11 protein-coding genes are annotated in these 12,871 nt (G+C 48.9%); 8 read left to right on the forward strand and 3 right to left on the reverse strand.

Translation table 11 applies throughout. The features are described from left to right. Positions 1-209 precede the first annotated feature (209 nt). From pcsA to MP213Fo_RS14340, 6 genes are all read left to right on the forward strand, one after another. A complete protein-coding gene (gene pcsA, locus MP213Fo_RS14315) occupies positions 210-962 on the forward strand; it encodes a phosphatidylcholine synthase (protein WP_421089622.1) in 753 nt (250 codons plus the stop codon). A 15-nt stretch (positions 963-977) separates the two neighbouring features. Then, positions 978-1,952 (forward strand): quinone oxidoreductase family protein, encoded by a 975-nt coding sequence (locus MP213Fo_RS14320; protein WP_421089623.1) that lies wholly within the window; start codon positions 978-980, stop codon positions 1,950-1,952. Positions 1,953-2,152: 200 nt separating this feature from the next. Further along, positions 2,153-3,694, forward strand: coding sequence for an ABC transporter ATP-binding protein (locus tag MP213Fo_RS14325; protein WP_421089624.1), 1,542 nt, complete (start codon positions 2,153-2,155; stop codon positions 3,692-3,694). Then, on the forward strand, positions 3,694-4,785 hold the full coding sequence (locus MP213Fo_RS14330) for an ABC transporter permease (protein WP_421089625.1): 1,092 nt from the start codon (positions 3,694-3,696) through the stop codon (positions 4,783-4,785). Before MP213Fo_RS14325 ends, MP213Fo_RS14330 begins: the two co-directional genes overlap by 1 nt. A 3-nt stretch (positions 4,786-4,788) precedes the next feature. Then, a complete protein-coding gene (locus tag MP213Fo_RS14335) occupies positions 4,789-5,709 on the forward strand; it encodes an ABC transporter permease (RefSeq protein ID WP_421089626.1) in 921 nt (306 codons plus the stop codon). 64 nt (positions 5,710-5,773) lie between these two features. Next, positions 5,774-6,841 carry a BMP family ABC transporter substrate-binding protein gene (locus tag MP213Fo_RS14340; protein WP_421089627.1) on the forward strand — a complete coding sequence of 356 codons (1,068 nt, stop codon included), beginning with the start codon at positions 5,774-5,776 and terminating at the stop codon, positions 6,839-6,841. 74 nt (positions 6,842-6,915) lie between these two features. Here the strand turns inward: MP213Fo_RS14340 and bfr are convergent, their stop codons facing one another. The 3 genes from bfr to MP213Fo_RS14355 all read right to left on the reverse strand — a co-directional run bounded on the left by bfr (position 6,916) and on the right by MP213Fo_RS14355 (position 10,192). Then, positions 6,916-7,401 (reverse strand): bacterioferritin, encoded by a 486-nt coding sequence (bfr, locus tag MP213Fo_RS14345; RefSeq protein WP_421089628.1) that lies wholly within the window; start codon positions 7,399-7,401, stop codon positions 6,916-6,918. Continuing rightward, entirely contained in the window at positions 7,367-7,678 is a 312-nt protein-coding gene (locus MP213Fo_RS14350; protein ID WP_421089629.1) for a (2Fe-2S)-binding protein, read from the reverse strand. Before MP213Fo_RS14350 ends, bfr begins: the two co-directional genes overlap by 35 nt. A 492-nt stretch (positions 7,679-8,170) precedes the next feature. Beyond that, on the reverse strand, positions 8,171-10,192 hold the full coding sequence (locus MP213Fo_RS14355) for a TonB-dependent receptor domain-containing protein (protein WP_421089630.1): 2,022 nt from the start codon (positions 10,190-10,192) through the stop codon (positions 8,171-8,173). Between the two features lie 461 nt (positions 10,193-10,653). On the opposite strand from MP213Fo_RS14355, the gene MP213Fo_RS14360 reads away from it, so the two are divergent. Together MP213Fo_RS14360 and MP213Fo_RS14365 are read left to right on the forward strand one after the other, a co-directional pair. Beyond that, the gene (locus MP213Fo_RS14360) at positions 10,654-11,715 is read left to right on the forward strand and encodes a hemin-degrading factor (protein ID WP_421089631.1); all 1,062 of its coding nucleotides are present in this window, start codon (positions 10,654-10,656) and stop codon (positions 11,713-11,715) included. A gap of 147 nt (positions 11,716-11,862) precedes the next feature. Beyond that, positions 11,863-12,822, forward strand: coding sequence for a heme/hemin ABC transporter substrate-binding protein (locus tag MP213Fo_RS14365; RefSeq protein ID WP_421089632.1), 960 nt, complete (start codon positions 11,863-11,865; stop codon positions 12,820-12,822). The last annotated feature ends 49 nt before the right edge of the window (positions 12,823-12,871 follow it).

The raw sequence follows: 12,871 nt of genomic DNA on the forward strand, positions 1-12,871 counted from the left end.
CTTATGTGTATTAGGACATATGTAAGAGTTACGACACTAAAAAACTCGGATTTTCTGAGAGTTCTGCGGCTAAGATCGTTAACTTCTTTGGATGAGCGGTATTTTGACTGGTTTTCAGGCACAGCTTTGTTGCACTTTGTATGTTTTTCGACAAAAGCTGTCAGGACTGATAATTCATTAATTTTTTGGCAACAGAATCGGCAAAGACCTTGAAAGCGAAACTGACAGACAAATTAAAAAACGGAAAAGTCACTGCGCCTAAAGCGAAGGCATTTTCTGTTCACCTGCTCACAGCTTCCGGCTCTTTTCTTGCCTTTCTGTCTTTGGTTGCGGCCAGCGAAAGCAACTGGACGGCGATGTTTCTCTGGCTTGGTCTGGCATTGTTTGTCGATGGTATTGACGGACCGATCGCCCGCAAGCTCGAAGTTAAATATGTGCTCCCAAACTGGTCCGGCGAGTTGCTCGATAATATTATCGATTATGTGACCTATGTTCTGATTCCGGCTTTTGCCCTGTATCAAAGCGGATTTATGGGCCATGGCCTGTCTTTTCTGTCTGGCGCCATTATCGTTATCAGCAGTGCGATTTATTATGCCGATACCAGCATGAAAACCACTGAGAACTTTTTCAAAGGTTTTCCGGTTGTCTGGAATATGGTGGTCTTCACCCTGTTTATTATTAATCCGGGTGAGTGGACAGCCTTTGCGGTGGTGGTGGTTTCAGCGATCGTATCTTTCCTGCCGCTGAATTTTTTACATCCTGTGCGTGTGGTGCGGTTGCGTCCGCTCAATCTTACAATCTTTATGCTGTGGTGCGCGTTCGGCGTCGCCGGTATATTTTACCAGATGGACGCGCCGCTTTGGGTGCGCATTGGCATTACAGTAACTGGCATTTATTTGTATTGTATCGGTATTATAATGCAGTTTCTGCCTAAGCTCGGCCTTAAAAACGCTGTGAAATAACAGGGAATAAAGACGATGATTAATGCAATACGTGTTCATGAAACCGGCGGACCGGATGTTTTAAAATATGAACAAGTTGAAATCGGCCAGCCAGCTGCCGGTGAAGCGCGTATCAAGCATGAAGCTATCGGGCTTAATTTCATCGACACTTATTTTCGTACCGGTCTTTATAAAGCGCCGCAGCTGCCATTCATTCCGGGGCAGGAGGGTGCGGGCATTGTTGTTGCTGTTGGCGCAGGCGTTACCAATGTCAAAGCTGGCGACCGTGTGGCCTATACCGGCGCAATGGGCTCTTATGCCGATGAACGGCTGATTGCTGCCGACCGGCTGGTTTTGATGCCTGACAGCATGGATATGCGTTTGGCAGCCTCTATGATGCTGAAAGGTATGACAGCCTATTATCTGACGCATCTCACTTATAAAGTACAAAAAGGCGATACAATCCTGATCCATGCGGCAGCAGGCGGGGTTGGCCAGATTGCCGGCCAATGGGCGAAGCACCTTGGTGCAACTGTTATCGGTACTGCAGGTTCGCAAGAAAAAATCGATCTCGCATTGTCGCTCGGCTATGATCATGTGATCAATTACGCGCAAGATAATTTCGTTGAAAAAGTGCGCGAGATTACCGGAGGTAAAGGTCTGCCGGTTGTTTATGACAGTGTGGGTAAAGATACATTTCCGGCTTCATTGGATGTGTTGCAGCCGCGTGGTTTATTTGTAAGCTATGGTAACGCGTCAGGCCCTGTGCCGCCGTTTGAAATGGCTTTGCTCAGCCAGCGCGGATCATTATTTGCTACGCGCCCGACACTTGGTCATTATATTGCAACGCGTGAAGAGCTGGAGCAGGCAGCGCAAGCCTTGTTTGCCGTGGTGAGCAGCGGTGCGGTTAAAATCAATGTCAATCAAAGCTATGATTTGCGAGATGCAGCGCAGGCGCATCGTGATCTGGAAGCGCGTAAAACCACTGGTACAACCGTTCTGATTCCTTAAGTTCCGAGCGGTTTATTCATTACGTAGCGCTGATTTATAGCTTGAAAACAGTACGATAATCCGGTGAAGCTGAAATTTCGCCGGAGCCATGAAGAATTTTATTGCTAAAATTGTTTATAGAATAGTTATAAATTACTTTTGCTCTTTCTTAATTTTTTTGCTGTGACATAAGATATGAGGCAGAAATGCCTTGGGGACACATGACAAAAACTTCGGAGCAGCCGCAGCTACTGGATGTCCAGCGCTTAACGAAACAGTTTGGCGCGCTGAAAGCGTGCGACCAGATTGATCTGACCATTGAAGCCGGCGAGATACATGCTCTGCTCGGTGAAAATGGTGCAGGTAAATCTACACTGGTCAAAATGCTTTTCGGTTCCTTGCAGCCGCTTGATGGCCAGATTTTCTGGAAAGGCCGTCCGGTGCGCATGAGCAGCCCGGCGCTGGCGCGAAAACTCGGCATCGGTATGGTTTTTCAGCATTTTTCGCTATTCGACAGTCTTACAGCTGCTGAGAATATTGCCCTGTCGCTGGATGCAGGCTTGCCGCTTGCCGATGTGGCAAAAAAGGCCGCTGAAATTGGTACAACTTATGGTCTGCCAATTGATCCGGATGCATTGGTAGGTGATTTATCAGTTGGTGAGCGCCAGCGCATAGAGATTATACGCTGCCTGCTGCAAGAACCTGATCTGATTATTCTCGATGAGCCGACCTCTGTTCTGACGCCACAGGAGGCTGATAAGCTGTTTGTGACGCTGAACCGCTTAAAGAGCGAAGGCAAATCCATCCTTTATATCAGCCATCGGCTGGAAGAGGTGAAACAGCTTTGCGACCGCGCCACAGTGCTGCGGCATGGTAAGGTGATTTCACACTGCAATCCGCGTGAAGAAACTGCAGCTTCGCTTGCCCGTATGATGGTTGGCGAGGATGTTGCGGTTGTAGCGCGCCCTAAAGCTGCTGCGCAGGCTAAGGGTGAAACAAATCTGCTTGAAATTACGCGTCTATCGCAGCCGCCACGCGGACCGTTCTCTACTGCATTGCGCGATATTTCGTTAAATGTTGCTGCCGGTGAGGTTGTGGGCATTGCCGGTGTTGCCGGTAACGGGCAAGGCGAATTTTTTGAAGCGGTTTCGGGCGAGGTTCGCCAAAATGCCGGTTCTGTTGTGCGTATTCGCGGGCAAGAGGCAGGTCTTGCGGGCATTAGCCAGCGTCGTATGCTGGGCGCGGCATTTGTGCCGGAAGAGCGGCTTGGCCATGGTGCGGTGCCGGAATTGCCGCTGACAGATAATTTGTTTTTGTCGCGCTATCGTACTGATGCAAAGGTCTTTCTTAAGGGCGGCTTTCTTAAAATCCTGTCGCAAACGGCGCTCAGTTCTGCTGCAAAACGTATTAATGCGATGATGGATGTCCGTAAAAATGCGGAAAACCCTGTTGCCGGTGCGCTTTCCGGTGGGAATTTGCAAAAGTTTATTATTGGGCGTGAGCTCGATCGCAATCCTGGAGTGCTGGTGGTTAACCAGCCAACATGGGGGGTTGATGCAGGCGCTGCCATGCGCATTCGTCAGGCTCTGGTTGATCTTTCAAGGCAGGGGTCGGCGGTGCTGGTTATCAGTCAGGATCTTGATGAATTGTTTGAAATCAGTGACCGTATTGCGGTGATGCATCATGGCCAGCTGTCTGAGGCGCTGCCGCGCGACAGTGCAAGCGCTGAAAAGATTGGCCTGATGATGGGTGGTGCAGCCTGATGCGTATTGAATTGATTAAACGACCACAGCCATCTGCATGGTTCAGCCTGATTTCTCCCTTGCTGGCGCTGGCTTTGGCAATGATGTGCGGTGCATTGCTGTTTGCATTGATGGGTAAGGATCCGTTTGCCGCTTTGCATGCGTTTTTTATTGAGCCGTTGCTGGATATGTGGTCGATCAACGAATTGCTGGTTAAAGCCGCACCATTGATCCTGATCGCAGTCGGACTTTCAGTTTGCTATCTTTCAAACAACTGGAATATCGGTGCAGAGGGCCAGCTGACTTTCGGTGCGATTACCGGCTCAATCCTGCCGATTATGTTTCCGGAGGTGCAGGGCTGGTATGTGCTGCCGCTGATGTTGCTAATGGGTATGGCTGGCGGCGCGCTTTATGGTTCCATTCCGGCCTTGCTGAAGGTGCGGTTTAACGCCAATACAATTCTGACCAGCCTGATGCTGGTTTATGTTGCGCAGTTCTTTCTTGATTGGCTGGTGCGTGGCCCGTGGCGTAACCCTGAAGGCAATAATTTTCCGGAAAGCCGCCAGTTTCATGATTATGCGGTGCTGCCTGAAATATGGCCGGCGGCAGGTCGCGCGCATTGGGGCTTTATCTTTGCAGTGATCGCCGCCTTGCTTTTGTGGTTTATGCTGCGCAGCACGCTGAAGGGCTTTCAGGTCAAAGTGGTTGGCCAAAGCCCGCGCGCGGCACGTTTTGCGGGTTTCAGTACCGGAAAAATTACATTTTTTGTGTTTTTGCTGTCGGGCGCTCTGGCCGGTCTTGCCGGTATCAGCGAGGTGTCGGGCGCTATCGGACAGTTGCGTACAACTATCACCCCCGGTTATGGTTTCACCGCGATTATCGTTGCTTTTCTCGGACGGTTAAACCCGCTTGGCATTATTGCTGCCGGTCTGGTGCTGGCGCTCTCTTATCTCGGCGGTGAGGCGGCGCAGCTTTCGATTGGTATTTCAGAAAAATCCGCGCGGGTATTTCAGGGGATGATCCTGTTTTTCGTGCTCGCCTGCGACACATTCATACATTACCGCATTCGTTTTATCAGCCGCAGTCAGTATGATCTGCGCGGGGAGGCCTGAGCCATGGATATGACACAGGCCATTATGCTGACCATTGCGACGGCTGCTACGCCTTTGCTGATCGCGGCTATCGGCGAGCTGGTTGTGGAGCGCTCCGGCGTACTCAATCTGGGTGTTGAAGGCATGATGCTGATGGGCGCTGTTACCGGTTTCGGTGTCGCGCATATGACCGGCAATGCATGGATTGGGATGTTTGCTGCGATTTTTGCAGGTAGCGCATTTGCCTTGCTGTTCGGCTTTCTGACTTTGACCCTGGTGACCAATCAGGTGGCTACGGGATTAGCGCTGACCATTCTTGGCCTTGGTGCATCTGCGGTCATTGGTGAAGGCTTTGTGGGCTTGCCGGGCGTGCGCCTTGCGGCCATTAATATCCCTTATCTGAGTGATCTGCCGCTGATCGGCAAATTGCTGTTTGCACAAGATCCGATTTTCTATTTGTCGATCATGCTGGTTGCTGGCGTCAGCTGGTTTTTATTCCGCACACGGGCAGGGCTACAACTGCGCTCGATCGGTGATAATCATGGCTCTGCGCATGCGCTGGGTATCAATGTGGTGCGTACTCGCTATCTCGCAGTGTTGTTTGGCGGGGCATGTGCGGGGCTTGCAGGCGCGCAGTTGTCTTTGGTCTATGTGCCGCAATGGGTTGAGAATATGACAGCAGGGCGCGGCTGGATTGCACTGGCTTTGGTGGTGTTTGCATCATGGCGGCCGTGGCGCGTTCTGATCGGCGCTTATCTGTTTGGCGCGGTCAGTATTGGCCAGTTGCATGCTCAAGCCTTTGGTATCGGTCTGCCGTCGCAATTGTTATCTGCACTGCCATATGTAGCAACAATCGTTGTTTTGGTGGTGATTTCGCGTAATCGCAGGCTGACAATGATGAATACACCGGCATCACTGGGCAAACCTTTTGTGCCGGATCGCTGACCGGCAGCCGCATATTCATAATGACAAGTTATTTGTACCGGACGTTAACAGGAGAACGGGCGCAATGAAAAAAACACTGACGATCCTTGCTGCAGCTGCCAGCATAATGATGGCTGGCACAGCTTTTGCTGAAGAAAAAATGAAGGTCGGTTTTATCTATATCGGACCTCCGGGCGATTTCGGCTGGTCTTATCAGCATGATGAAGCGCGTAAAGAGATTGAAAAAGAGCTGGGTGATAAAATCACCACCAGCTTTCTTGAAAGCGTGCCTGAAGGTGCGGATGCTGCCCGCTCAATCGAGCGTCTGGCACGTGCCGGCAATAAGCTGATTTTCACAACGTCATTTGGTTATATGGATCCGACCCTTGAAGTTGCGAAAAAATATCCGGACGTGAAATTTGAGCACGCCACCGGTTATAAGACCTCTGAAAATGTTTCTGCTTATAATGCGCGCTTCTATGAAGGCCGCTATGTGCAGGGGCAGATTGCTGCGAAACTGTCGAAAAATGGCATGGCCGGCTTTATTGGTTCGGTTCCGGTGCCTGAAGTTGTGCAGGCCATCAACTCTTTCATGATTGGTGCGCAGTCTGTTAATCCGGATTTCAAGGTTAAAGTGATCTGGGCCAACTCATGGTTTGATCCGGGTAAAGAAGCTGATGCCGCGAAAGCACTGATCGATCAGGGTGTTGATATCTTGACCCAGCACACCGATTCCACAGCGCCTATTCAGGTTGCTGCAGAGCGCGGCATTAAAGCTTTTGGTCAGGCTTCCGATATGATCAAGTTCGGCCCTGAAACCCAGCTGACAGCAACGATTGATCATTGGGCGCCATATTATCTTGAACGCACTAAAGCGGTTCTTGACGGCACATGGAAGTCGCAGAATACTTTCAATGGCATGAATACCGGTCTGGTTGCGATGGCTCCTTTGACCAATATGCCGGATGATGTGAAAGCGATGGCTGAAGAAACCATCAAGAAGCTGACTTCGGGTGAGCTGAAGCCGTTTACCGGCCCGCTTAAAAAGCAGGATGGTTCTGAATGGCTGAAAGAAGGCGAAACTGCTGATGATGGCACCATTCTCAGCATGAACTTCTACGTTCAGGGTATTGACGACAAGCTGCCACAATAAGCGGCACTATGTGATACAATAAAAAGGCCCCGCTTTGCGGGGCCTTTTTATTGTATAGCGATGATGTAACTGGTTTATTCTGCGGCATCTGCCGGTGTGGCATTGAGCATGCCATAGCGTTCTTCACCGATTTTACCGAGAAGTTCGAGCTGGGTTTCAAGAAAGTCGATATGACCCTCTTCATCTTTCAGCAGCTCGTCAAAAAGCTGACGGGTAACATAATCACCAGCTTCATCGCAGATTTCACGGGATTTCTTGTATGAGGTGCGGGCGTCGTATTCGCCAGCCAGATCCGCTTCAAGAACTTCCTTAACTGTCTGACCAATGCGCAATGGCGCTAAAGTCTGCAGGTTCGGATGGCCTTCAAGGAAAATAATACGATCGATGATGCGGTCAGCATGCTGCATTTCTTCGATCGATTCTTCACGCTCTTTCTTTGCCAGACGGGTAAAGCCCCAGTCAGACAACAAGCGGTAATGCAACCAATATTGGTTGACTGCGCCGAGTTCGAGAAACAGTGCCTCGTTAAGCCGCTCGATGACCTTTTTGTCGCCCTTCATTCCATTTGCTCCCGAATTGTTCACGCAATGCCCGGACGCGATCAATATAGACAATGAATTCAGAATCATTGTGCTCGCGCCGAAGATGATAGTCTTCAGTCACTCTTATGATCGTTTCAACGACATTTGGGAAGCAGCCACAGCAGCGACCACGCTTTTTCATTGCGTGATAGACCTTGGCAGGAACAATTAATTGCCAACAATCTTCATCCAGCATCTGGGTAATGCAGTTTTCGATCTCTTTGGCAGTAATAACATTGCAATGACAAACTAGCATGCGGCACCTGTAATGGTGAAGTCAGCTCTTGTATTGCAAGACTGGGCAGGAAAGATTGAATTATATTGTATTGCTGCAGAAACCATAGGTTGATCATTGCAGAAATTCTTATTTATATACGCAACTGGTTTAGCAGTGGCAGAACTATTCTCAAACATTATTCCTCCAAATGGATGGGTCAAGGCCAAACATTTAAAGTTGCACTATAACTGGTTGATTTTTTAATGCTTCATAGGGGCTGTTTTGTCAAATGACCTAGTTTAAAACTGTTCTAAATATCAATGGATTAGAATGATTTTAAACTTGAGTTAAACTACCATGTTAATTGATTAATTCGGTCTTAAGTACTCAGGATAGTCGTATTTTATGGTAACAGAGAACCTCTGTGGTGGATTGTCGCACGCGTTCTGAATTTAAGATTTCAACAGTTATATAAACAAAACAGCGCGCCGGTGAGGGCGCGCCGTTGACAGAACATCGTTATATCGCAGTTTAAAACTGGAACTGCGTTGCAACAACAAATGTGCGGCCCTGGCCGGAGCCGTAAGTGCTGAGAGCCGGCGTGTATTTTTCATCAAGCAAATTGGTAACCTTGAAGGAAAGGTCAACATTTTCGTTGAATTTATAAGTCGCGAAGAGGTCTAAAAGGTTATAAGACGGCGATTTGAATGAGCCGTAATAATTGATGCCCTCGCCTGAAGACACATATTGATAACGCACACCCGTTTCGAGTTTACGCTCAAAGAAACGTGCACCAGCTGTCAGGCTTACAATGTCTTCCGGGAGATATTGGCCTGCACCCATTCCTGCAGTTTGGGCCGGGAGTTCGGATTTACTGTGGGTATAGCCAATACCACCGAAAGCAAAGCCGGCATCATAATTTGCTTCAAGCTCAAAGCCGCGAACAATTGACGTGCCTTCAACATTGATGAACTGGCTCATGTCAGCCGCAGCTGTGATGTAGTCTTCAACGCGCATATGGAAATAATTGGCTTTCAAGCGCAATTTATCCTCAGCTGAAAGCAGGCCGTCTTGTGCAATGTTAAAGCCGATATCCCAGCCCTGCTGTTTTTCCGGCAGCAGATTAGGGTTACCATGCATTCTCTGGGTGCCGCTATGGGCGATGCCGCCGAGCATGGTTTCCTGCAATGTCGGCGCACGCATTGAATGCGCATAGGTTACATATGGCTGCAACCAATCAGTAACATTGTACGCAATGGTAACTTTAGGGCTCAGGCGACCATCGCTATTTTTAATGCCTTCGTCTTCATTTTCAAGTTTGAAATAGTCGTAACGTAGACCTGTTAAAACCTGAAGATTGTCGTAAGCCCACTCGACCTGTGTGAATACTGCGCCACGATTGGCTGTGGAATCAATCGGGTTCACACCGACATTAACACCGCCGGTATTGTCGTGATTATATTCTACACCATATTTCCAATCGACGAGGAGATCATTGATTGTAAAACGCGACGTGTTTGCGGCGGTGAAACCAACGGATTCATTCTTAATTTCACGACCTACAGTCGGGCCATTACCATCAAGATAGCTCAGCTTTGTGCTGTTGTAATAGGCATTAACCGACAAATCGACGAGATCATTGTCTGTCGGCTTGTAGCCGTAATTTGCTGTAAATGTGCGGTTCTGCAGCAACATGTCATAAATTGTTGCACCACCTGCATAGCCGGGCTGCCATGTACCAAATTTATTATTATAAATGACACCGCCCAGTGTTAGCTTATGGTCTTCACCAAAGCCGAATTCAGTCTTAAACAGGCCTGATGTCAATTCCTGACCTGTTTTTTCGACTATTTCACCATCAGCATTTTTATAATCATTGGAGTCGCGGCGGCTGATAGCGCCAACAATGCCAACCTGATTAACGCGTGCTGCGCCGGCCAGCATTTCAGAGAAGCCAACGCCATTGCTACCCCATGACAAGCGACCTAGAACGCCTTTATCCTTGCCGTCCATCAATACATCATCAACACCGAGAGTACGGAAGTTAACGCTGCCGGCCAGGCCGCTTCCACCTTCGGTTGTTACCGCGCCGCGGGTAATATCAACGGAAGAGAGCAGGTTGGGGTCGATATAGCTGTAGCCCTGTGCATCATGGGATGTAGTACGGAAGGTCTGGGGAGCGCCGTCAATCATCATATTAACGCGGCCTGAACCTTCAAAACCACGAATATTTACAGCAACACCCGGATTTGAGCCGTTAATTGCTGTGAATGTACCTGGCGCGGAGCGCAAAACTGTGTCGAGTTTTTCGCGGCCGTTCAATTTGATTTCTGTTTTTGTAATTGTGCTGACAGGAGCCGGACGGGAGGTGATTTCCTGCGGGTCGATGCTTTTTACATTAATTGTATTCAGCTGTACCTGACCGGCAGCATCTTTTTCTACAGAGTCTGTCTGCTGTTGCGCCTGCGCAACGCCGGCCATCATCACAAGGCTGACGGCTGTGCTGCTAAGGCCGATTTTAAGAAGTCTTGATAGATTTGAAGGCTGCTGCATTTTACATCTCCGCATCATTGCCACCATAAACATTTGGGGCAAGGCATTTAAAAATTTGAATTCCGAATCCTTGGAAGTTCTGCCGAAACTTTTTTCTGTTTTCCCAGCACTTGATTAAGGCTGCGAAAATTAAAAACAGACCCGGCATGTGCGGATTTTAATGGTGGCTGTGACGGGAAATAGTTTTCCGTGTTTTCCACATAGCATTACTGACCGCATTGTCTTTTTAACGTGACTCGAATACTCAACTATTGCATCTAGTAATTAATATGATAATTTGTGTCAAGAAAGCTTCCTGAGATTCAACAGGATAGTGACTTAGTTATCACATGAGGCTTGTTCCTCGGGATCACGCAGAGTTCGTCTCTGTTTAACCGGTCTGACTGCCTATGGTTTGGCAGGCCCGATACTGACACTAAAATAGGCCGCTTCCGGTGGAGCGGTCGCTATAGGCGTAGAATATGACTGCAACGCATAAACTTTCACCGCAAGACATCCTGCGTCTGCGTAGCGAAAATCCAAAATCTCGCGAACGTGATTTTGCTCAGGCAAACGGCATTACCGAGGCTGATTATATTGCCGCGCATGTTGGTACATCTGCCATTCGCCTGGATGTGGATATTGCTACCATTCTCAATGGCGCTACCACACTTGGTGAAGTTATGGCGCTGACCCGCAACGAAAGCGTTGTGCATGAAAAAATCGGCGCTTACGAAAAGGTCTCTGTCGGCCCGCATGCCTCACTGGTGCTGGGTTCACAGATTGATCTGCGTATTTTTCCTAAAGCCTGGGCTTATGGGTTTGCGGTAGAAAAAACAGACAGCGAAAACAATATCCGCCGCTCATTGCAATTCTTTAATAAGGCTGGCGATGCGGTTCATAAAATTCACCTGCGCGATAAATCAGATATTGCTGCTTATGAAGCGCTTGTTGCTTCAATGCGTTCGCAGGAGCAGAGCCAGACTGTTGAAATCAAGCCGGCTGCTGCTAAGGCTGAGCCGACAGATATAACGACTGTTGATGTTGACGGCTTCCGTGAGCGCTGGACAAATATGACTGATGTGCATCAGTTTGTTATGATTTTGCGTGACTTTGCAGTCAGCCGTAAACAGGCTGTAGCGCTGGCCGGTGCAGAATATGCATGGGAACTTGAAGCCGGTACTGTTGAAAGCATGATGAACACAGCTGCGGAAAGCGGTCTGCCAATCATGGTTTTTGTTGGCAATAACGGTTGTATTCAGATTCATACCGGTGCGGTTAAAGAGATCAAAATGATGGGCCCTTGGCTCAATGTTATGGATCCAACTTTCCACATGCATTTGCGCACAGATCATATTTATGCGGTTTGGGCTGTTCGTAAGCCTACCAAAGACGGCCATGTAACATCGCTGGAAGCTTATGACGAGCAGGGTGAAATGATTGCTCAGTTCTTTGGTGAGCGTCATGAAGGTACGCCGGAACGTGACGATTGGCGCGCTCTGGTTGAAGCTTTGCCGCGTTTGGCACAGTCAGCCGCAGCCTGATTACATTGAAATAATGTGCAAAGCGGCGTGGTTCCGCTTTGCACATATCACAACTAAAAAATTACCCGCTTTTTCGGTGGTTTTTAGTTTTCAAAAATTACGGTCATCTGTGACTTAAGATGGCTCAAACAGCCCTCAGGTTGACCAATGCTAATTGCCCGTCATCAAAAACCTTCAGTTGTATCCGTTTTAGCCCGCTTAAGATCTTACCGGTTTGCCAGTGTTTTAGCTGGCTGCGTGTTTTCAATGTCCGCAGGCCTGATCCCTTTCGCACCAGCAATGGCTGTGGCGCAGGCTGAAGAGGTGCAAACATTCAGCAATCCGGCACGCCTTGTGGCTGTTGGCGGTGCCTTAACTGAAATTATTTATGCATTGGGTGAAGAGAGCAAGCTGATTGCCCGTGATCAGACCAGCACTTATCCTGAGGCTGTAAAAAAGCTGCCGGATGTCGGTTACATGCGTAACCTCTCGGCAGAAGGTGTTTTGTCCGTTGCGCCAACTGCTATGCTGGTGGTTGAGGGCAGCGGGCCACCGGAAACCATGGAAGTCCTGAAGCGCGCTTCTGTGCCGATGATTATTGTTCCGGAAGTGTATTCCGAACAAGGAATTCTCAATAAGATTACCGCTGTTGGCCAAGCGCTTGGTGTGCAGGAAAAAGCTGCGGTATTAGCAGAAAAAGTGCGCGTCGATCTTGAAGTTGTTAAAACGGCAACCGCAAATATTACTGAGAAAAAGCGCGTTCTGTTTATTTTGTCTCGCCAAGGCGGTCGACTGATGGTGTCGGGGCAGGGAACTGCCGCTGACGGCATGATCAAAATGGCTGGTGGCATTAATGCGATTAACGAGTTCAATGGTTATAAACAGATGACAGATGAAGCCCTGGATAAAGCTGCGCCTGATCTGATCCTGCTGATGAATACGGGCACCGATAAGGCCATGGATGATCATTCGCAATTGCTGAGCAATCTTGCACTGGCCGCCACACCTGCTGGCAGAAACAAAGCTGTTCTGGCTATGGATGGTCTGTATTTGCTGGGCTTTGGACCCAGAGCGGCTGAAGCTGCTCGCGACCTATCAGAAGGTCTCTATGGCAAGGCTGCGCAGTAAAGCGCTGCTATTCTCTTCGTAATCTCATCGGTTTAAACCGGCGAGCTTT

It is taken from the genome of Pseudochrobactrum mosebachae (assembly GCF_048914685.1).
In the GTDB taxonomy this organism is placed as follows: domain Bacteria; phylum Pseudomonadota; class Alphaproteobacteria; order Rhizobiales; family Rhizobiaceae; genus Pseudochrobactrum.